The sequence below is a fragment of the Cobetia sp. MM1IDA2H-1 genome, from assembly GCF_002916775.2.
In the GTDB taxonomy this organism is placed as follows: domain Bacteria; phylum Pseudomonadota; class Gammaproteobacteria; order Pseudomonadales; family Halomonadaceae; genus Cobetia; species Cobetia marina.
On record NZ_CM133225.1, the window covers coordinates 1,700,954 to 1,720,680 of the forward strand.

At 59.9% G+C, this 19,727-nt stretch carries 19 protein-coding genes; 9 read left to right on the forward strand and 10 right to left on the reverse strand.

The features are described 5' to 3' along the window. Positions 1-23 precede the first annotated feature (23 nt). Positions 24-455 carry an arsenate reductase (glutaredoxin) gene (gene arsC, locus BOH68_RS07300; protein WP_077376862.1) on the reverse strand — a complete coding sequence of 144 codons (432 nt, stop codon included), beginning with the start codon at positions 453-455 and terminating at the stop codon, positions 24-26. Further along, positions 448-852 carry an ArsR/SmtB family transcription factor gene (locus BOH68_RS07305; RefSeq protein ID WP_077376859.1) on the reverse strand — a complete coding sequence of 135 codons (405 nt, stop codon included), beginning with the start codon at positions 850-852 and terminating at the stop codon, positions 448-450. The genes arsC and BOH68_RS07305 overlap by 8 nt, the downstream gene beginning before the upstream one ends. Before the next feature lie 216 nt (positions 853-1,068). Here BOH68_RS07305 and BOH68_RS07310 point away from each other — a divergent pair, with 216 nt between their 5' ends. Together BOH68_RS07310 and BOH68_RS07315 are read left to right on the forward strand one after the other, a co-directional pair. Next, the gene (locus BOH68_RS07310) at positions 1,069-1,452 is read left to right on the forward strand and encodes a hypothetical protein (RefSeq protein WP_077376856.1); all 384 of its coding nucleotides are present in this window, start codon (positions 1,069-1,071) and stop codon (positions 1,450-1,452) included. A 59-nt stretch (positions 1,453-1,511) separates the two neighbouring features. After that, positions 1,512-2,600: an NAD-dependent epimerase/dehydratase family protein gene (locus BOH68_RS07315; protein ID WP_077376853.1), complete on the forward strand. Its 1,089-nt coding sequence runs from the start codon at positions 1,512-1,514 to the stop codon at positions 2,598-2,600. Between the two features lie 17 nt (positions 2,601-2,617). On the opposite strand, the gene BOH68_RS07320 is transcribed toward BOH68_RS07315, so the two are convergent. Next, entirely contained in the window at positions 2,618-2,830 is a 213-nt protein-coding gene (locus tag BOH68_RS07320) for a DUF3820 family protein (protein ID WP_052384432.1), read from the reverse strand. A gap of 136 nt (positions 2,831-2,966) precedes the next feature. Between BOH68_RS07320 and BOH68_RS07325 the strand changes: the two genes are divergently transcribed. Further along, positions 2,967-4,433: an aldehyde dehydrogenase family protein gene (locus BOH68_RS07325; protein WP_077376850.1), complete on the forward strand. Its 1,467-nt coding sequence runs from the start codon at positions 2,967-2,969 to the stop codon at positions 4,431-4,433. Positions 4,434-4,613: 180 nt separating this feature from the next. Here the strand turns inward: BOH68_RS07325 and copD are convergent, their stop codons facing one another. From copD to BOH68_RS07340, 3 genes are all read right to left on the reverse strand, one after another. Next, on the reverse strand, positions 4,614-5,561 hold the full coding sequence (gene copD, locus BOH68_RS07330) for a copper homeostasis membrane protein CopD (protein WP_077376848.1): 948 nt from the start codon (positions 5,559-5,561) through the stop codon (positions 4,614-4,616). Then, positions 5,495-5,860: a copper homeostasis periplasmic binding protein CopC gene (gene copC / locus BOH68_RS07335; protein ID WP_077376845.1), complete on the reverse strand. Its 366-nt coding sequence runs from the start codon at positions 5,858-5,860 to the stop codon at positions 5,495-5,497. The genes copD and copC overlap by 67 nt, the downstream gene beginning before the upstream one ends. Positions 5,861-6,027: 167 nt before the next feature. Then, positions 6,028-6,834 (reverse strand): sulfite exporter TauE/SafE family protein, encoded by an 807-nt coding sequence (locus BOH68_RS07340; protein ID WP_077376842.1) that lies wholly within the window; start codon positions 6,832-6,834, stop codon positions 6,028-6,030. A gap of 387 nt (positions 6,835-7,221) precedes the next feature. Between BOH68_RS07340 and BOH68_RS07345 the strand changes: the two genes are divergently transcribed. The 5 genes from BOH68_RS07345 (at position 7,222) to BOH68_RS07365 (ending at position 12,872) form a co-directional block, all read left to right on the forward strand. Continuing rightward, complete coding sequence (locus tag BOH68_RS07345; protein WP_077376839.1) at positions 7,222-7,896, forward strand: response regulator; 675 nt, start codon at positions 7,222-7,224, stop codon at positions 7,894-7,896. Continuing rightward, on the forward strand, positions 7,874-9,208 hold the full coding sequence (locus BOH68_RS07350; RefSeq protein ID WP_077376835.1) for an ATP-binding protein: 1,335 nt from the start codon (positions 7,874-7,876) through the stop codon (positions 9,206-9,208). Before BOH68_RS07345 ends, BOH68_RS07350 begins: the two co-directional genes overlap by 23 nt. An 84-nt stretch (positions 9,209-9,292) precedes the next feature. Then, positions 9,293-11,173, forward strand: coding sequence for a copper resistance system multicopper oxidase (locus tag BOH68_RS07355; RefSeq protein ID WP_103751445.1), 1,881 nt, complete (start codon positions 9,293-9,295; stop codon positions 11,171-11,173). A 9-nt stretch (positions 11,174-11,182) separates the two neighbouring features. Next, positions 11,183-11,965, forward strand: coding sequence for a copper resistance protein B (locus BOH68_RS07360; RefSeq protein WP_077376829.1), 783 nt, complete (start codon positions 11,183-11,185; stop codon positions 11,963-11,965). Positions 11,966-12,167: 202 nt separating this feature from the next. Beyond that, positions 12,168-12,872, forward strand: coding sequence for a c-type cytochrome (locus BOH68_RS07365; protein ID WP_077377422.1), 705 nt, complete (start codon positions 12,168-12,170; stop codon positions 12,870-12,872). An 85-nt stretch (positions 12,873-12,957) separates the two neighbouring features. Here BOH68_RS07365 and BOH68_RS07370 read toward each other — a convergent pair whose 3' ends face one another. From BOH68_RS07370 to BOH68_RS07385, 4 genes are all read right to left on the reverse strand, one after another. After that, positions 12,958-14,181 carry a TauD/TfdA family dioxygenase gene (locus BOH68_RS07370; RefSeq protein ID WP_077376826.1) on the reverse strand — a complete coding sequence of 408 codons (1,224 nt, stop codon included), beginning with the start codon at positions 14,179-14,181 and terminating at the stop codon, positions 12,958-12,960. 127 nt (positions 14,182-14,308) lie between these two features. Beyond that, positions 14,309-15,328, reverse strand: a complete 1,020-nt coding sequence (locus BOH68_RS07375) for a GlxA family transcriptional regulator (RefSeq protein ID WP_258038276.1) — start codon at positions 15,326-15,328, stop codon at positions 14,309-14,311. 255 nt (positions 15,329-15,583) lie between these two features. Further along, positions 15,584-16,636: a sensor domain-containing diguanylate cyclase gene (locus BOH68_RS07380; RefSeq protein WP_077376823.1), complete on the reverse strand. Its 1,053-nt coding sequence runs from the start codon at positions 16,634-16,636 to the stop codon at positions 15,584-15,586. A 57-nt stretch (positions 16,637-16,693) separates the two neighbouring features. Then, the gene (locus BOH68_RS07385; protein ID WP_077376820.1) at positions 16,694-16,987 is read right to left on the reverse strand and encodes a PAS domain-containing protein; all 294 of its coding nucleotides are present in this window, start codon (positions 16,985-16,987) and stop codon (positions 16,694-16,696) included. Positions 16,988-17,202: 215 nt separating this feature from the next. Here BOH68_RS07385 and BOH68_RS07390 point away from each other — a divergent pair, with 215 nt between their 5' ends. Continuing rightward, positions 17,203-19,641 (forward strand): DNA polymerase II, encoded by a 2,439-nt coding sequence (locus BOH68_RS07390; RefSeq protein WP_258038275.1) that lies wholly within the window; start codon positions 17,203-17,205, stop codon positions 19,639-19,641. Positions 19,642-19,727: the final 86 nt, after the last annotated feature.

A 19,727-nucleotide genomic window follows, 5' to 3' on the forward strand; every position in this document is an offset into this window, starting at 1 on the left:
GTGGAAGTGTGTGCGTTCATGGGTCAAGTCCTTGGGGCGTGGACGACGTCGCCGTCCTCCTTGGTGTAGTGCGCGACCGGGTTGTCCAGAAGCTCCAGTACCGTCTCCGACGGGCGGCACAGGCGCTTGGCTGCGGGCGTCACCACAATGGGGCGATTGATCAGGATCGGGTGGGCCATCATGGCGTCGATCAGCTCGGCATCGCTCATGGACGGGTCATCCAGATTGAGCTGTTCATACGGCGTACCCTTGCGGCGCAGCAGCGGGCGCGGTCCACCGCCCATGGCGTCGATCAATGCTTCCAGCGTCTCACGTGTCGGGGGTGTGACCAGATACTCGATGACCTCCGGTGTCTCACCGGAAGCCTTGAGCATGGCCAGCACATTGCGTGACGTGCCGCAGGCCGGGTTGTGGTAGATCGTGATCGTGTGGGAAGAGCGAGTGGATTCAGTCATCGTTTCCGGGCTCCTGCGACGTACCGGGAGTGTGGGCGTCACCGCAGCTGGGCAGGGTGAGCGAGGCCAGCAACGGATCGCAGACCACCGAGGAGCCAGCGCAGCAGTCGCGTACCAGAAACTGCACGGTGGCGAGCATGTGCTCGAGGTTGGCGCGGTAGATCAACGAACGTCCCTCGCGCTGGGAGTGGATCAGCCCCGCGCGACTCAACACGCCAAGATGGGTCGAGAGCGTGTTGTGCGGCACCTCGAGACGACGGGCGATCTCGCCGGCCGGTAGTCCCTCTGGTTCATGGCGTACCAGAAGGCGAAACGTGTCCAGACGCGTGGCCTGGGATAGCGCCGCGAAGGTGTCCAGCGTGGCCTGCGGGCCGGGCAGGCTGTCAGTATCATTCATATCATCTTGTCCATATGTCGAGACTTGTCGAAATGACGATGGTGCGATGATAGATCAGCGTGCCGCATATGGGAAGATGCCCGGAGGAAAGAATGGGTACAGATAGCCCTTGGCCCTTCCCGAGGATTTGTGAGGGCGCGTATTCCGGTCAGGCAAAGCCCGCACAGTCTTGGTAGCATGTGCGCCATTGATTACCGGACAAGGGAAGATGGCACGATGATGATGGTATTGCAGATTCTGGGGGGCTTCGTGCTGGCGGCGGGTGTGCTGCTTGCGGCAGTGCCGGAGCTGGTCAATCGCTTCAAGGGCCCGGATGACACGCCGTTGACCGTGCCCAGACAAACGGGTGCGGCGATCTCTCGCCGGATCCGCTGGGGCTGGGTCATCGCGGTAGGGTACCTGCTGATGTATCCGCCGATCGGTCTGGGAGTGTTGCCGGTGCTGGTGACACTCGCCGTGGCGGGTATCGCCGGCATCATGACGGCACGCCTGATGGGGTTGATGCTGGATGGCATCGACATGCGTCATCTGTTCCGCTTTGCTGCCGAGTCGCTGATTCTCGGCGGCCTGTGGACCTGGTTCGTCAAGCTGTCCGCTTGAGAGGGGGCTCCCAGGCAGAGAGCGATTCCCGCTGTTTTTCCCTTCCCTGAGGCTTCTCCATGCCGCTCAATGACAATACGCTAGCCGCATTGGCTCATCTGGACAGGTCGCAACCCGTTCTGGTGACAGGAGCGACGGGGTATGTGGCGGGACAGCTGATCCGTCGCTTGCTGCAGGAGGATCTGACAGTGCATGCCGCCGTGCGGGATCCAGGTAACACCGAACGTCTGGCGGCACTCAAGGCACTGGAAGACAGCATGTCGGGCAAGCTGCGCGTCTTCGCCAGTGATCTGCTCGAGCAGGGCTCTTACGCCGAAGCGATGGCGGGATGTCGCGTGGTCTTTCATACCGCCTCGCCTTTTGTCGTCAGTGTCGAGGATCCCGAGCGCGATCTGGTGCGGCCAGCAGTGGAGGGCACGCGTAACGTGCTCCAGGAAGCCAATCGTCAGAGCAGTGTCGAACGCGTGGTGCTGACCAGCAGTTGTGCTGCCATCTACAGTGACAATGCCGATGCGTTGGACACCCCGCGTGGCTGTTTCGACGAGAGTGTCTGGAACACCACGGCGTCGCTGACACACCAGGCCTACTCCCACTCCAAGACGCTGGCGGAACAGGCCGCCTGGCAGATCGCCGAGCAGCAGTCGCGCTGGCGGCTGGTGGTGATCAATCCCTCGCTGGTGCTCGGCCCCGCGATCAGCGATGACACGCACGGCGAATCCTTCAGCCTGATGACGCAGCTCTGTGACGGCACGCTCAGGATAGGCGCGCCGGATTACGGCATGGGCGTGGTGGATGTGCGGGATGTCGCCGAGGCACATCTGGCGGCGGGGTTCCTGCCCACGGCCACCGGGCGTCATCTGGTCGCCGGGCACTCCTCAAGCTTCATTGCGCTGGGGCGCCTGTTGAGTCATCACGCCGGCCCGCAATATGCGATTCCCTCTCGCCAGCTGCCCAGATGGCTGGTGTGGCTGGCGGGTCCGCTGGCCAACAGGGCGGTGACCCGCAAGATCGTCTCACGCAACGTGGGGCATGCCTTCGTGTTCGACAATACCCGCAGCCGTGAGCAGCTGGGGCTGATCTACCGGCCCCTCGAGACGACGCTGCACGACATGTTCGATCAACTGGAGGCCAGCGGCCGCCTGTCGTGAACCTCATCTTCTGCATGTCAGCGACGTCTCAACGGCTCCAGCAGGGCATTCAACCCGTTGTGATCTATCTCGTGCATCAGTGCCAGCAAGCGACCTATCTCGCCTTGCGGGAATCCCTTGCGCGCAAACCAGCCCAGGTAATCGCCGGGCAGGTCGGCAATCAATCGTCCGGCGTACTTGCCATAGGGCATCTGGCGGGTCGTCAGTTTCTGCAGATCTTCGGGGCTCATCCAGTGACTCTCATTCCACTCGGTTAAGGACGGTCTGGTCAGTTGCAGGTGCCATTCTGGCACAGCTGTGATGCAACGGTTGGGTTTTGCTCCGGCACCGCCATGTCCTGATCATACTCATGACACGGAGTGACTCATGTCCTGCGACTATCAGAACCTCGAGCAGCTACCCCTCGCCGGAGAATGGCGTAACGGCCGAGCCGGCAGGACGCTTGAGGTGGTGGACCCCTTCGATCAGAGCTCGCTGCTCTCGATTCCCATGGCCAATGCCGAGGATCTCGATGCCAGCTATCGCAGGGCGCGTGATGTCCAGCCTGACTGGGCTCTGACACCGGCGAGCGAGCGCGCTGGCGTGATGCACAAGGTGGTGGAGCTGATGGACGAGCGACGCGAGGAGTTGCTCGGCTGGTTGATTCGTGAGTCGGGCAGTACCCGCCTCAAGGCTCAGGCGGAGCTGGCCGCGGCCCGTGCGATCACGCTGGAGTCCGCCGCGATGGCCAATCGCGTGGCCGGGATGGTGATGGAGGCTCAGGTACCGGGCAAGGAGAACCGTGTCTTCCGCAAGCCGCTGGGTGTCATCGGCATCATCAGCCCGTGGAATTTCCCGCTGCATCTGACCCAGCGTTCCCTGGCGCCGGCACTGGCACTTGGCAACAGCGTCGTCATCAAGCCGGCCAGTGATACTCCGCTGACCGGCGGCCTGCTGCTGGCCAGGCTCTTCGAGGAGGCGGGGCTGCCTGCCGGTGTCCTGAGCGTGGTGGTCGGTGCCGGCAGCGAGATCGGCGATGCCTTCGTGGATCACGAGGTACCGCGGCTGATCTCCTTCACCGGCTCCACCCAGGTGGGCAAGGGCATCGGCAGGCGCGCCGTCGGTGGCGATCACCTCAAGCAGGTTGCCCTGGAGCTGGGCGGCAACAGCCCCTTCGTGGTGCTTGACGATGCGGACATCGAGCAGGCGGTAGACGCCGCTCTGGTCGGCAAGTTCCTGCATCAAGGGCAGATCTGCATGGCCATCAACCGCATCATCGTCGATGCGTCGGTCCATGACGCCTTCGTCGATCGCTTCGTGGCGCGTGCCCGTGAGCTGAAGGTCGGCAACCCCGCACAGGACGATACCGTCATCGGGCCGATCATCAATGCCAAGCAGCGTGATGGTCTGCTCGAGATGATCGAGACGGCCAAGGGCGAGGGCGCCAAGGTAATGCTTGAGGGCGAGACTCAGGGTCAGCTGGTGCCGCCGCATGTGTTCACCGATGTCACCAATGACATGAGCCTGGCGCAGAACGAGATCTTCGGTCCGGTGGTCGGCATTCAGAAAGCCCGTGATGAAGCGCATGCGCTGGAACTTGCCAATGGCACCGAATATGGCCTCTCGGCCTCGGTCTTCACCGCGGATATCGCACGCGGCGAGCGCTTCGCGCGTCAGGTCGAGGCGGGCATGGTGCACGTCAATGACATGCCGGTGAATGATGATCCACGCGCGCCCTTCGGCGGCGAGAAGAATTCAGGCCTTGGGCGCTTCAATGGCGACTGGGTGCTGGAGGAATTCACCACCGATCAATGGGTCAGTCTGCAGGTCGAGCCACGTCAGTATCCGTTCTGATCCCTCTTATCTGTAGTTGATGCATGACAAGCAACGCCCCGCTCAGCCTGCTGGCTGAGCGGGGCGTTTTTGATGGTGAGTAATGCAGACACGTCATGGTGATGATGCAGGCAAGAAGGCCTAGGGATCTTGACAGCAAGGGCGGCGCTGTAGAGAGGACGGAGACGCAAGCTGCGATCATCAGTAGGGATCGAGGGCGGAAAGCGTCACGACCAGCCCCAGTACCAGCGCCGCCAACATCACTTCCAGTCGCGTCATCCACTCAAGGGCTCGTGTGGTGCCGCCCTGGCCGGAGAGCTTCGGCACAAGCCAATAGCGATTGAAGAGGGCGATACTGACCATGCTGAGCACCAGCCCGATCTTGATGGCCAGCAGTCCTTGATAAGGGTGTGACCAGTCCAGCGGGGGTGTCCCGAGAATCAGCCCGGTATTGAGGGCCCCCGTCACGACCACCAGAGCGACCGCGAGGTGGCCCATGCGGGAGAAGCGTATCAAGGCAGCTCTGGCGGCTTGGCACAAAGTTTCGGCATGCAATGCACGCAGGGTGGACACCACCGGGAACAACGCCCCGATCCAGAAGCCACCACTGAGTAGGTGCAGCCATTGATTGGCGCGGTGAATACCTCCCAGCCAGCCACCGTGCATGGCGGCGTGACCGGAGAACGCAAGGCTTGCCAACATTGCCATGCTCGCAAGCGCCAGGACCACCAGGCGATGTGCGGGAATTACCATCAGCGCCAGCAGTGCCATCGACAGGATGCCTGCCTTGCCTGCCCAGGCAAGCCCCGAGGTCGTCTGGGTCATGACGCTCCATGCCAGGGAGACATTGGAGAGATCTCCCCAGCCAGCCCCGATGATGGCAGTCTGGAGTGGCAGTTGGCAGGCAGTGGCGGTCACGGCCAATGCCAGTGCCAGGTGCAAGGCCCCCGACCAGCGCTCCTCAAGCCAGAGGCGCAGCTCGCGCGATGACGATGTCAGCAGGAATCCGCTGACGCCCCAAAGGAACACGACCGCTCCGTCAAGGACGAAGCGGCTCGCGGCAAGGGCGTTATCGGGGCCGATCACGGCGCGACGGTGAACTGATACTGGCCTTCGGTCTTGTGACCATCGGTGGAAAGCACATGCCATTTGACGGCATATTTTCCTGCCTCGAGCGTCTTGCTGACCGGAGCGTTCAACGTCTTGCCGCCATTGTCGAGAGTGGCATCCCCCAGGGAGACGGGGTTGCCATCGACTCTGCTGAGACCCAGGCCACTGAAGGGCAACTCCAGCCCTTCGCTGAAGGTGAGGCTGATGCTAGTCGGCGAGGCGATTCTGGCGCCGTCCGCGGGATTGGCACTGCTGACATGGGCGTGAGCGAATGCCTGGCCACTGAACAGCAGGCTGCCAGCGACGAGTGTGGTGAGCCAATGTCTTGCATGCGTCATCTTGATGTCCTCTGGGCTTCGGTCGCGTTGACTTGTGCATGGTCCAGCCATGGGGATTCACACCCTCTGGCCAGAGGTATGCACTTGCAGAAGGGGCACGTTACCTCAGCCAGCACTGTGGTGTCCCCCACAATAATGTCGCACCCCAAGCTCCGCCTGGTGGCTTATCAATGACTGATCAGAGAGACGCTACCCAGCCAGGCAAGCCTGAGCGCCAGCAACGACAGCGCCCATTTGAACAAACCATCGAAGTGCCGGTTGGAGACGCGATCCAGAAAGCGCAGTCCGAGGCGGGTACCGATCAGGCCCGCACCGATCATCAGCACGATCAGGGGCAACCACTCCCGGAAGAGAAACCCTGCCATGCCGAAGATGAAGGCCTTGGTGAGGTGCTGCGCGACCATGCAGGCCGCGAAGGTCGCCACCTTGGTGTGACGCTCGCCGCCGCCTTGCTTGATGAAGCTCGCGACTAGTGGGCCGCTGGCACCGATCAGACTCGAAAGGAACGTCGTGATGGCACCGGCGATCAAGGTGCCCGTGCGACTCAAAGCCCGCTTGGGCAGCGGCGGCCCCCAGCAGGTGAACAGCACGAACAGCGCGATGGAAAGCTCCAGCACCCCCTCAGGCAAGCGGATCAACACCCAGGCCGCGACCAGCGCACCCAGCGCCACACCCGGCAGAAAGGCCAGCAGCCGGCGCATGTCGATATGGCGCCAGGTCATCGCCATGCGCCCGCCGTTGGAACCCAGCTGCACCATGCCATGCACCGGAATCAAGGCGGTAGCAGGCATCAACTGCGCCATGATCATGATCAGCAACGTTCCACCGCCGACCCCGACAGCCGCAGACAGCGCGGAGGTGGCAGCAGCCAGCAGGATCAACGCGATGACGATGGGCAGCGAGAGCGGGAAATACTGCGCGAGGCCGTCAAGCAGGCTTGCGAGGTAGGGAATATCGGCGGAATTGGCGGGCATTGCGGGCATCCTGTGCAGATAGCCAATAAAGAGAGGGAATGGGGGCTCAGGCAAGACAGTCGACATGATGCATGACCTGCCTGACAGGCGTGCAAGGCTACCGTGACAGAGAGGCTCTGCCCAGTATCTCAGGTGTCACCTGAGGGTGTTGCAGGCCCCCCTGGAAGATTCATCCGCTGATGAGCTGGCAAGTGTCGGCTGACTTGGACATCAGAGAGGTGCTTTCCAAAGGCAATGGTGTAGTGTCCGGTGCCTGTCATTGCCGTGGCTGGCGCTTTTCAGCCAGCACTCAGCATATACCTGCAGGATGGGGGGCTTTTCTGCAGATGTTGCGCTTGCCATGGGAGCGGTGTTCAGTGAAGGTCAGTGGGATAAAGGAGGGTAGGCATGAAGCTGTTGTTGCTTGAGGATGATGACCTGCTGGCAGAAAGCCTCGCTGAACTGCTGGAAGATAATGGCTATCGACTGGATGTCTCCACGAGTCTGCATGAAGCACAGGCTTTCATGGCGACGGAACAGTATGCATTGGTCGTTCTGGATCTCGGGCTTCCGGATGGTTCGGGGTTGGAGTTGCTGAAACGCTGGCGACAGTCTCACGTGGATATTCCCGTGCTGATTCTTACGGCACGTGATACCTGGGAGGACAAGGTTGTGGGGTTGCGCAGCGGGGCAGATGATTATCTGACCAAGCCATTTCATGAAGCCGAGTTGCTGGCGCGACTTCATGCGCTGCTTCGGCGTCGCCAAGGGGGAGGCCATACGTATCTTGAGGTCAGCGGGATTCAGCTGGATGAGGAGTCGCAACGTGTCCGTTGCGACGGCGAGGATTGGTCGACCTTGACGGCTACCGAATTCCGTTTGCTGCGCTACCTCATGCATCATCCAGACAGAGTGCATTCCAAAGTGCAGTTGCTGGATCAGCTCTATGCACTGGAGCAGGATGCCGCTGCACCCAATCTGGTGGAAGTCTATATCGCTCGTCTTCGCCGCCGCGTGGGCAAGGACTTGATACAGACCCGTCGCGGACAGGGGTACCTGCTTGTTTCACATCGATCGTCGTAGCCTTCGTTTTCGTCTGCTGACACGCCTGGGAGGGGCATCCCTCGCTGTAGTGTTGTTTGCCTGGTATCTGCATGGGGTCTTTCTGCACGAGCTGGCGAAGGATTTTCTTGGTGAGCGTCTCAAGGATGAGGCATCTCACATCGTCACCTTGCTCAAGAAAGATGAGCGTCCTGTTGCCCAGCTCATGGTGGCGGCACGCGAGGAGTCTCTGAGCTTTCATCATTTCTATGTGTTGCGAGTCGGGAACGAGGTCAGTACTTCGCTTTCTGCCATGCCGACGGAGATGCTTCCCTTGCTTGAGGGCAAGGGGGATGCGTTGTTCATGCATCAGCTGCAGCAGCAGCCTATGTTGGCCTATCGGTATGGCTTTGATCTGCGCGGGCAACGGGTGCAATTGTTGATTGCCGAGAATTTCTCGCCAGTGGAGAAGGGCTTGACCCGAGTTCATTGGTGGATTGGTGCCAGCGCCTTGTTGTTGTGGGGAATTCTCGTGTCACTCAATCTGCTGGCGGTAAGACGGGGTCTCAAGCCCTTGAGTGGCTTGCGTCATCAGTTGAGTGAACTCCAAACCGGCCATCGAAAGCGGATTGCCCTCACGGTGCCGTCGGAGCTGGATACGCTGGTGTCGCAGCTCAATAAGCTACTGGATGAATTTGATCGCCGGCTGACTCGCTCACGAGAGTCCGTCGCCAACCTGTCCCATGCTCTAAAGACACCTCTGGCGGCATTGACGCAGGTGTTGCGGGGCACACGCCCGATCAATGAGGTACGTCGTGGCAAGATGCTGCAACGTGTCGAAGCGATACACTCCCAGCTGGAGGCCGAACTCAGGCGAGCCCGTATTGCTGGCCCACGTACGGGCCAGACCACGCGCCCTGCTGAAGAGGCCAGGCGATTGATCGAGATGTTCCAGGGACTCTATCCGCAGCGCACCTTCTTGCTGGAATGTCTGAACTTGCCTGTTGAGCATGCTGATGGCTGGGTGAGTGTCGAGACACAGGATTTCACCGAAATGCTCGGGATATTGCTGGATAATGCGGGCAAGTGGTCTGTCAATCAGGTGCAATGCCGAGTGACGATAGAGAGTGACCAGGTCGTACTCTGTATTGAGGATGATGGTCCTGGGGTGCCGCAGGAACAACTGGCCCATCTTGGCGAGCGTGGATGGCGACAGGACGAAACTTACCCAGGTTATGGGTTGGGGCTCTCCATTCTTTCGCATCTCGTCAAGCAATACGCGGGTTGCGTGAGCTACTCATCAGGAGCAGCAGGGGGATTGAGAGTCAACGTGCATCTGCCAACACGTAAATAGTCTCTTCATTCAGGTTCGTTTCAGCTTGCCGTGGCTTCATCCATGTCATGACTTATCATTCATGACCCGGGGGCAACAATGGCCATGGCATCAGGAACGTCTGATTTCTCTGTATCTCGTCGTCAATTGCTGAAGGGAGGTTCTGCCCTGGGGCTAGGTACAATGGCGCTGGGAATGGCACCTGCCTGGGCCAATCCCTGGGGGCGAACATCAACGTATTCTCAAGGGGTTGTGCATGGCCCCGAAGTCTCGCTTGTCATTCGTCGTGAAGATTTCGACATCGACGGGCAGTTCGCGCGTCCCATCACGATCAATGGCAGCAGCCCCGGCCCCATGGTGCGTTTGAAAGAGGGGCAGGATGCTGTCATCAAGGTGACGAACCTGATGGATGAGCCGACCTCCATCCATTGGCATGGCATCATACTTCCCCCGGAAATGGACGGCGTGCCGGGTATCAGCTTCGCGGGAATCGCACCAGGCGAGACCTTTACCTATCGGTTTCCTGTCACGCAGAGCGGTACCTACTGGTATCACAGCCATTCAGGCCTTCAGGAGCAGGAAGGCCATGCTGGGCCCCTGATCATCGATTCAGCGACTCCCGAAGCCTTCACATATGATCGTGAGCATGTCCTGCTGCTCACTGACTGGACGTTTGAAGATCCCAAGACAGTCTTTCGCAATCTCAAGACCATGGAGGGGTATTACAACTTCCAGGAGCGGACTGTCGCTGATTTCTTTGCGGATGCTCGGCGTAGAGGGCTGGTAGAGACGATCGAGGCACGCAGCATGTGGGCTGAGATGCGCATGAGTTCGCGGGATATCGCGGATGTCACCGGCAGTACCTATACGTATCTACTCAATGGTCAATCGCCTGAGGAAAATTGGACCGCGCTCTTCAAGCATGGAGAAACCGTGCGCCTGCGCATCGTCAATGGCTCGGCAATGAGTTACTTCGATTTACGTATTCCAGGTTTGAAGATGACCGTGGTCGCTGCAGATGGTCAGCCAGTGCAACCGGTAGAGGTGGATGAGTTCCGTATTGCCGTGGCGGAAGCCTACGACGTGCTGGTGACACCGGAAGACGACAAGGCGTACACCATCTTTGCCGAAGCCATGGACCGCAGTGGCTATGCGCGAGCCACGCTGGCACCTCGCCCCGGGATGGAGGCGCCCGTACCTGAACGACGACAGATCGCTGATCGCGGGATGGAGGCCATGGGCGCTCATGCGGGTATGGATCATTCGCAGATGGCCGGCATGGACCATTCGCAGATGGCAGGTATGGAACATTCGAAGATGGCCGGTATGGATCATTTGAAGATGGCAGGCATGGATCATTCGCAGATGGCTGGTATGGATCATTCGAAGATGGCTGGTATGGATCATTCGAAGATGGCAGGCATGGATCATTCGAAGATGGCAGGCATGGATCATTCGAAGATGACGGGCCTGCAAGCCGATGTAGCCAAGGATGGCATGCTGATGGCGGGTGCTGTTCAGCAGGGGGCTCGTTACGACCAGGCTGGCATCGGTCTGGATCAATCGCTGCGTCGTGTATTGGTCTATCAGGACCTCAAGGCCCATGCGCCCTGGCCGGACAGGCGTGGCCCCACGCGCGAGATGGAGCTGCATCTGACCGGCAACATGGAGCGCTATATGTGGTCCTTCGATGGCAAGAAGTTCAGTGAAGTTAATGGCCCGATTCACTTCAAGAAAGATGAGCGACTTCGGCTCATCCTGATCAATGACACCATGATGGAACATCCCATACACCTGCACGGCATGTGGATGGAGTTGGAGAATGGTCAAGGAGATCTGATTCCTCGCAAACATACCTTGAATGTCAAACCGGGTGAGCGAGTGTCAGCGTTGATCACTGCAGATGCAGAAGGTAGCTGGGCTTTCCATTGCCATCTTCTGTATCACATGGACGCAGGTATGTTCCGTGTCGTAAAGGTTTCTTGAGGAGTCATCATGTCAATCAGTCATCATTCATTTCGTCTTGCCAGCGTGACGGCGTTTCTGTTCTCCAGTGCTGGTGTCTCTCAAGCGTTCGCTCAGGATGGCTACGATGCCCCGCAGTCATGGCCATCACCCATGGCAGAACATCTCCAGTGGAGTGCCGCATTCGATCGCCTGGAATATAGCCTTCCGAATAAGGGCGAGGACTCACTGGTATGGGATTTTCAGGCCTGGTATGGCGGAGATACCCATCGTGTCTATCTCAAGTCAGAAGGGGAAAATACCCAGGGCGATGGCGAAGACGCCGAGTTTGAGTCACTTGAGCTTCTTTATAGTCGCCTGATTGCCGATTTCTGGGAGTTTCAGATTGGAGGTGGCTATCAGGGCGGCGTACTCAGTGATGATCATGATGAAAGCGTGTATGGGGTCTTCGGGCTTCAAGGGACTGCACCCTACAGAATCGAGACGGATGCAGCAGTCCAATATCGAGAGGGAGGCATCGTCACTGCCAGTCTGGAACTTGAACATGATATACGCCTGACGCAGCGCTGGTATCTACAGCCACGTAGTGAAATCGTCCTTGCTGCCAATGAATCCAGACAACAGGCTATCGGATCGGGTCTCAATTCTGTGCGAATCGGCTTGCGTGCTCGCTATGAGGTGACTCGTAGAGTAGCTCCTTATGTAGGTATGTATTGGCAGCGGGAGTATGGCGAAACTGCTGATATGCGGCGTGAGGAAAGCGAGACGGTAGAAGATACGGGTATCGTGATTGGGATCCGCATGATGTTCTGAAGCACGCTGGCGGCGGTGTTCAGTCATCAGGTTACGCCTCCGCGACGGTGACCAGCATTCGTGGCATTCGTGAAGACCTGCTCATGATTGGATACTGCGCCTTTCCTAAATTTCAGGAAGCATGACGAGGCAAGGCCCCATTGTCTGCATGGTGTCAGACGATCTGTTCATTGAATATGCTTGCTTGACCAAGGGATATGACATGAAAAAAATGCTATGGGGAATGTGGCTGACGTTGATGATGCTGGCAACTCTTGGTGCGGGGGCGATTTATTCCGGGGTCATCAGTGTGGCCGCGGATGACCCGCACTGGGGTTGGGTGTACGAAGTATTTGAAACGGCGCGTGATCGCTCCATCGAGTTCCATTCCAGTGCTATCCAGGCTCCCCTGCTTGATGATGAAGCCATGATTGTCGCCGGTGCAGGCAATTATGCCTCGATGTGCGCCTCCTGCCATCTGGCACCTGGTATGTCAGAGACAGAACTCAGTAGGGGGCTTTATCCCAGTCCCCCGAATTTCGCAGCATCTACCATGAGCGGTGAGCCTCATGAGCGTTTCTGGGTCATCAAGCATGGGATAAAAGCCAGCGGAATGCCGGCATGGGGTCAGAGCATGCAGGATGAGTACATCTGGCAGATGGTCGCTTTCATGGAAGAACTTCCTGACATGAGTGCTGCGCGTTATACGGCCCTTGTGGCAGCAAGTGATGGTCATCAACATGGCGGAGGTGAGACTACGCTATCGCAGTCATCGCACCATGCTGATGGGGTTGGAGAGTTACCCCATGATGATGGGCATCATGATGCTTTGCAGGAAAGCCCTGCTCAGGAAAGTCATGATCTGAAAAGCAACGGTGATGCAGATGGTCATTCTCACGCCGCGCATGATCAGGAGCATCAACATTGAAATCGCGTGCGATACTGGGCAGCCCCAGGCTTGTATGGAAACTTTCGGGGCTGCCATTTCTTTACGCCAACTTGATGTTCGAGTATCAGACCGTAGGCGTTGCCTCGACCCGCTCCGCGCGCTCGGCACGCTTGAGCATGCGGTAGCGAGAGCGCACCTCGTCACGCTCCAGGTAGCAGCCCTGCAGCCAGCGGCTGCCGCTGTCGCCTTCGAAGGCATCGCGGGCGTGCAGCAGACGGCGATTGTCGAAGATGACAAGGTCACCTGGCGCGTAGGTGAAGCGCAGGGCGAAGCGCGGCTCACGCAGCATGCGCTGCAGTGTCATCAGGGCATCGTAGGCGATTTCGGTCTGCTCGAACGGTGCCATCATCGGGCCACGCAAGAAGTCGGCGATCCGCACTTCCAGCAGCTCTCCCGCCTGGCCCAGCACGATCATTGGTGAATGCCAGACGTGATCGGTATTGCGCGAGGTATTGGCGTAACGCCAGTGCACCGTGGTGAGGGTCTCATAGGCCTCTGGATGTTCTTCCTTCAGTGCCGTGGCGATGGCGAAGCCATCCATCATCACCGCCATGCCGCCTTCCACGCTGTTCTCGATGCAATGCAGACACTGCAGGCCCGGCTGGTATTCCCGGGTCGGCAAGTCTACATGCGGTGGCAGCGCGATGGAGGTGTAGGCGTTGGAGTCAGGGTTCTGGATCGCGCGGACATTGAAGAGGTGACCGAAGTTGGTGGTGCGGATCGAGCCGATGCGCTCGGCGACCTTCTCCAGGGCGCCGGACTCCGCCGGCAGATTACGCAGACGCACCAGTCCCTTGCCGAGCAGCTCGTGCAGGGCCGGATTGAGGATCTCGGACTCCTGCTGGCTGCCATGCTCGGCACTGGCCAGGCGGGCGGCGTCGATGGTCGGGGGCTGTTCCAGCTGTTCACCATGCCAGAGAGCAAGCGGCGGCAGTTCTGGCGGCAAGACACTCTGGTTGTCGTAATCATTGGCACGCAGGAAGCCCGGGTGGAAGCTCAGGCGGCGGTCTTCCGGCGTGAACAGCACGCTGAGCGCACCATCCTCATCGATGCTGGCCTTGGCGATCTCCGGCCATGCTGGCAGCTGGGAGAGATCCAGTATGCGTTCGCGCGTCGCTGGATTGATGGTGGTGTCATCCGCGGCGTTCTCGCGCAACCAGACACTGTGGAAACGACTGACGCGCCCGTCGCTCCAGCTCACGCTGAGATAGCGCGCTTCGTGGGTGACCTTCACGAGAGTCTCGTCAATCGGCCAGCTGTCGTAGTCGGGTGTCATCGGGAGCGCCATGGAGAGTCCTTCCTTCTGTCGGTGATCAGTTCCCCGACAGAATGGCAGTCCATGCAGGTGTCTTCTGTGCCCAATTCGACGCCATCTGTGCCCAATTCGACATCTGGTGCGCGCGTGGCGTGTCAGCTCATGAGACGGGACGCGGTGGCTGGCGTCGTGCCTGTGTCGGGGTGATCCCGAAGCGGCGACGAAAGGCGCGGGTGAAGCTCGAGTGCGATGTGAATCCGCAGGCCAGGGCGATATCGGTGATGCCGTGGCGGGTGTCATGAAGCAGAGTGCGCGCATGCAGCAGGCGACGTTCTCCCTGATAGGCCTGAGGCGTGCATCCCAGCCCTTGCTGGAAGCGTCGCTCCAGCTGACGCCATGAGAGCCCGAGCTCCTCGGCCAGTGCCTCGATGCTGAGTGGCGCTTCCAGGGTGTTTTCCATGCGCGTGATGGCACGTCTGAGCAGCGGATCTGCCAGGTCTGCCGATTGTTGACTGAGGCCGCGCTGCCGGCTGGCGGGCAGTCGTCCCTGATCGAGAATCAACTGTTCGCGTACCGCCTGATAGAGCGTCTGGCCATGCTGGCGGCGGATCAGCTCCAGGCTCATGTCCAGCGGGGCGCTGCCTCCGGCGCAGAAGAAACCGTCATCACTGATTTCATAGAGAGACTCCACGGCATCCACCTCATCGAAGCGTTGGGTGAATTCCGGCAGGCTCTCCCAGTGCAATGTAACTGTCTTGCCGGTGAGCAGGCCGGCGCGCGCCAGTACGAAGCAGCCGGTATCCACGCCGCCGAGCTGGCAACCGCTATGAGAGCGCTCCTGTAGCCAGTGCAAGGTGCGGTCTTCCAGATAGGCTTCCGGGGCAAAGCTGGTGCACACCACCAGCTTGTCCACTGCGGCGAGCTCATCACGTGCGGTATCCACCGGCAGCACCATGCCGTTGGAGGCCTTGACCGACGCGCCATCCTGGCTTGCGAGTGTCCACTGATACAGGCGTGTTCCGCGCAGTCGATTGGCGATGCGCAGCGGCTCGATCATCGAGAAGAGCGCGACCATCGCGAAGCCCGGCAGCAGGAAGATACCGAGTTGGTGACGGTCAGTGGGGGCAGGCGAGGCAAGAGTGGCGGTCAATGGCGCAATGCTGGTGGGTTGGTCAGACAACCCGCCGTCTTCCGGTAGGCCGAAGGCGTAGGACACACTGGGTGGGACAGCGCTGGAATCGTGTGAAGACATGAGGATAGGCAACGACGGTGTCGGATGGATCGACGGAAGGGGTTGGGCCTGACCTTAGCGTGTTCGCTAACTGAACGCGAGGAGGCGATGGCGTGAGGCGAGGGCCTCGGCAGGAATGTCCGTCCTGCTTGGCGATCCTGATCAGGGCAGACAGGACGGACGATGCAAGGTCCATTCGGTAAGTTACAGCATCTTGAGGCAGTTTCTCCCCGCCTTCTTGGCCGCGTACATGGCTTCATCGGCGCGGGCGACCAACTGCTCACGCGTGGCGCTGTCATCGGGTTCCAGGCAGGTCATCCCGATGCTCAACGACAGGGGCAGACGTTGGCCCTCGTACTCCACGACACTGTCCTTCATACGTTGTCGAAGGAGGTTGATGCGGGTGGCTGAGTCGCAGAGCAGCGAGTCAGGCAGAATCGCCAGGAATTCCTCGCCACCCCATCTGGCAATGGTGTCGCCGGGCAGCAGGATCTCATCGGCGAGAACGCTCAATTGCTGCAATGCAAGATCACCGGCGTCATGGCCATGATTGTCATTGATCTTCTTGAAATGGTCGAAATCCAGCAGTGCCACGCATAGGGGGTGATCAACCTCGGCGGTGGCCAGAGCTGCGATGCGCTCATCCAGTATCTGCTGGACATGACGCCGGTTGTAGAGGCCGGTCAATGGATCAGTGATCGCGATCTTCTCGAGTGCCTGATGCGCTTCTTGCAAGGCTGTGAAGTCATTGGCGCGTGCGACCTCATGTCCTGCCCAGAGCGCAATCAGGCGCACCAGCTCGATATCCTGTGGGGTAAAGGGGGCGACCGGGTCCGGGCTCGAGAAATTGAAGGTGCCATAACGTTCGCCATCCACGATCACTGGCGCCCCGATATAGGCTTTAAGATTGAAATTGGCGTAGCAGGGATGATTGCGTATCTCGCTGCTGGCGACATGGTGAAACGCCTTGACGCTGTCGGCCTTGTAGACGTGATCGCAATAGGTATCGCTGAGCGAGAAGCTCAGCCCCGGTTCCAGCAGGTCTTCCGGGTGGCAGGCGCGCTGGACGACGTATTCGCCGCCCTGGATGCGGCTGAAGATACCGATTGGCAGGCCGAAATGGGCGCAACCCAGTTTCAGCAGCTCATCGATGCGCGCATTGAAGTTGAGTTCACGTGATGAGGTGATGGCATGCAGGCTGTGCAGGGTGTGTTCCGCCGTCACGCGCCGTGAGACATCGCGGATCAGCCCGAACATGAAGATGTTGTCGCTGGTGGGGGCCTTGATGGGGCCGCCGAGCGTCTCTCCGTAGAATTAGGTGCCATCCTGGCGTCGGTTGCGGATGACCCGGCCTTCCTGGGCGGGCTGGGCATCGACACGAAAGCGTCTCTTCCCTTGGCGCTCGAACTCATCACTGGAGGTATACAGCACACGTGTCTGCTTGCCGATTAACGCTTCACGCGGGTAGCCGAATGCCTTCACCGCACTGTCATTCAGGTAGGTGATGTGGCGCTGATCATCTGCAAGCAAGATGATGTCGTCGATCTGGCCCAGCATCTGGCCCAGCATCTGGCCCAGCAGGGTTTGAATCATCTCAAAGCGTTGCATGACGCAGGCTCCTTATGGGTGCCGCTATCTCGGGAGAGGCATTCCTTGCCGCAGACATCCATCCTGTCGCCGGGAAGGCTCGGTATTTCCGTCGTCAAGCTCAGGCTTCACGCCGGATGTTGTACGATACAGAATTCATATTATCGTATGAGGATGCAGACGCGTCTTGCTCTCATCCTGCCCGGCATTCGTATATTCAACGTAAAGGTAATGCAGTGCCAGAGGCCGCATCCCAAGATTCCCGCCACGCTCCTGTTGAACTTCATGGCTTCGTGCTGACACGTCATTGGCGGGACACGACCGAGGGGGTGGTGATCAGCTTCTGGATCCGCAGCGACGAAGGCGCCGTGCGTGTCGAATGTGCGCCGCAGGAAGTCGTCGCTTTCCTGCCCGCCGAACAGCAGGTGCTGGCTCAGACACTGGTGAATTTTGAGGCCGGCGCCGAGCTGCGTCCGCTGGCATTGGAAGACTTCCACCATCGCCCGGTAGTGGGGCTCTACTGCCGTGAATATCGCACCCTGGGTCAGCTGGCGCGTCGTTTGAAGGCGATTGGTGTGGATGTCTACGAAGCAGATATTCGTCCGACGGACCGCTACCTGATGGAGCGTTTCATCACGGCAGGCGTCACGGCACGCGGCGAGCGCCAGCCTGATGGCAGCGTGAGGAATGCACGGCTGGCTCCGCTGGAGGGCTATCGGCCACCACTGCGATGGGCATCGCTGGATATCGAGACCGATGCGCGGGGCAATCTGTATTCCATCGCGCTCGAGGGTTGCGGTCAGCGTCAGGTGTACATGCTGGCCCCCCCCAATGGCGAGGAGAGCGCCAGCCGCGATTTCTCGCTGGAGTACCGCGTCAGCCGGCGTGAGTTGCTGCAATGCCTGCTGGACTGGGTCGCAAGGCATGATCCTGATGTCATCATCGGCTGGAACGTCATCCAGTTCGATCTGCGCATGCTGGTGCGGCTGTCAGAGGCCGAAGGCCTGCCGCTGCGACTGGGGCGTGACGCCAGCGTGATGCAGTGGCGCTCTCATCCTCGCCAGGCCGAGCACTTCTTTGCCGGGATCGCCGGGCGCTGGGTGGTGGATGGCATCGAGGCGCTCAAGTCAGCCTTCTGGCATTTCGAGTCGTTCAGCCTCGAGAATGTCTCGCGTGAGCTGTTGCAGGAAGGCAAGGCCATCGACGACCCCTATGGTCGGCTGGACGAGATACTGCGCATGTTCGCCGAGGATAAACCGTCTCTGGCGCGCTACAACCTCAAGGATTGCGAGCTGGTCACGCGCATCTTCGCGAAGACGCGGCTGATGGAATTTCTGCTGGCGCGGGCCAGTGTCACCGGACTTGAAGCCGACCGCAGCGGTGGCTCGGTGGCGGCCTTCACCCACCTTTATCTGCCGCGCCTGCATCGTCTCGGCAAGGTCGCGCCCAATCTGGGAGATGTGGTGGGGGAGGACAGTCCCGGCGGTTTCGTGATGGACTCCCAGCCCGGACTCTACGACTCGGTGCTGGTGCTGGATTTCAAGAGTCTGTATCCCTCGATCATCCGGACCTTCCTGATCGACCCGCTGGGGCTCATCGAAGGGTTGCGTGAGTCGAATGATGTGTCGTTAGGCCAAAGCGTCCCGGGGTTTCTCGGTGCGCGGTTCTCGCGTGACAAGCATTGTCTGCCCGCTATCGTTGCGGAAATATGGCAGGCGCGGGACGCCGCCCGGGCGGCAGGCGATGTGCCGCTGACGCAAGCGCTCAAGATCATCATGAACGCCTTCTATGGCGTGCTGGGCTCACGCGGTTGCCGATTCTTCGACCCGCGTCTGGCCTCCTCGATCACACGGCGTGGCCATCAGATCATCCAGCAGACGGTGGCGTTGATCGAAGCACGCGGCTACACCGTGATCTACGGTGACACTGACTCCACCTTCGTCTGGCTTGGCGAGGCGCACACGGAGGAGGAGGCCGATGAGATCGGCCGTGAACTGGCCGCCCATGTCACCGCCTGGTGGCAGCGACATCTCAAGGACAGTCTGGGGCTCGACAGTGCTCTGGAGCTCCAGTTCGAGACCCATTATCAGCGTTTTCTGATGCCCACCATCCGGGGAGCAGAGGAGGGCAGCAAGAAGCGCTATGCAGGCCTCCGGCAGACGGGTGAGGGAGGTGAGAGCGAGCTGGTGTTCAAGGGGCTCGAGTCCGTGCGCTCCGACTGGACGCCGCTGGCCAAGCGTTTCCAGCAAGGCCTGTACCGGCGCATCTTCGAGGGAAGCCCCTACCAGGAGTATCTCAAGCGCTACGTGCAGGAGTCTCTGCAGCGCCATGCTCAAGGGACTGACAGCCACTCTGACGTGGATGCGCTGATCTATCGCAAGCGCCTGCGGCGACGTCTGGATGACTATCAGCGCAACGTGCCCCCGCATGTGCGGGCAGCGCGACTGGCGGATGACGAGAATCGCAGGCGCGGCCTGCCGTTGCGTTACCAGCGTGGCGGCTGGATTCGCTACGTGATGACCACTGCCGGGCCGGAGCCTGTCGAATACCTGCGCTCTCCCATCGATGTGGAGCATTATCTGAGTCGTCAGCTCAAGCCCGTTGCCGATGGCATTCTTCCGTTCGTGAAGGATGATTTCGATCGTCTGCTGGATCGCCAGATGACGCTATGGTGAGACTCACGGCCACATGAGTGGCCCGTGACTGCCGAGCGCCATGAGCGAAGGGAGGCCCTCGCGGGGGCAGGTGCAGAGAGCCGGAT

Excerpts from the sequence above, each read along its gene's own strand:
- arsC (WP_077376862.1), bottom strand. The coding sequence starts at position 455 with ATGACTGAATCCACTCGCTCTTCCCACACGATCACGATCTACCACAAC.
- BOH68_RS07305 (WP_077376859.1), bottom strand. The coding sequence starts at position 852 with ATGAATGATACTGACAGCCTGCCCGGCCCGCAGGCCACGCTGGACACC.
- BOH68_RS07310 (WP_077376856.1), top strand. The coding sequence starts at position 1,069 with ATGATGATGGTATTGCAGATTCTGGGGGGCTTCGTGCTGGCGGCGGGT.
- BOH68_RS07315 (WP_077376853.1), top strand. The coding sequence starts at position 1,512 with ATGCCGCTCAATGACAATACGCTAGCCGCATTGGCTCATCTGGACAGG.
- BOH68_RS07320 (WP_052384432.1), bottom strand. The coding sequence starts at position 2,830 with ATGAGCCCCGAAGATCTGCAGAAACTGACGACCCGCCAGATGCCCTAT.
- BOH68_RS07325 (WP_077376850.1), top strand. The coding sequence starts at position 2,967 with ATGTCCTGCGACTATCAGAACCTCGAGCAGCTACCCCTCGCCGGAGAA.
- copD (WP_077376848.1), bottom strand. The coding sequence starts at position 5,561 with ATGGCATGTGCTTTCCACCGATGGTCACAAGACCGAAGGCCAGTATCA.
- copC (WP_077376845.1), bottom strand. The coding sequence starts at position 5,860 with ATGACGCATGCAAGACATTGGCTCACCACACTCGTCGCTGGCAGCCTG.
- BOH68_RS07340 (WP_077376842.1), bottom strand. The coding sequence starts at position 6,834 with ATGCCCGCCAATTCCGCCGATATTCCCTACCTCGCAAGCCTGCTTGAC.
- BOH68_RS07345 (WP_077376839.1), top strand. The coding sequence starts at position 7,222 with ATGAAGCTGTTGTTGCTTGAGGATGATGACCTGCTGGCAGAAAGCCTC.
- BOH68_RS07355 (WP_103751445.1), top strand. The coding sequence starts at position 9,293 with ATGGCATCAGGAACGTCTGATTTCTCTGTATCTCGTCGTCAATTGCTG.
- BOH68_RS07360 (WP_077376829.1), top strand. The coding sequence starts at position 11,183 with ATGTCAATCAGTCATCATTCATTTCGTCTTGCCAGCGTGACGGCGTTT.
- BOH68_RS07365 (WP_077377422.1), top strand. The coding sequence starts at position 12,168 with ATGAAAAAAATGCTATGGGGAATGTGGCTGACGTTGATGATGCTGGCA.
- BOH68_RS07370 (WP_077376826.1), bottom strand. The coding sequence starts at position 14,181 with ATGGCGCTCCCGATGACACCCGACTACGACAGCTGGCCGATTGACGAG.
- BOH68_RS07380 (WP_077376823.1), bottom strand. The coding sequence starts at position 16,636 with ATGTTCGGGCTGATCCGCGATGTCTCACGGCGCGTGACGGCGGAACAC.
- BOH68_RS07385 (WP_077376820.1), bottom strand. The coding sequence starts at position 16,987 with ATGCAACGCTTTGAGATGATTCAAACCCTGCTGGGCCAGATGCTGGGC.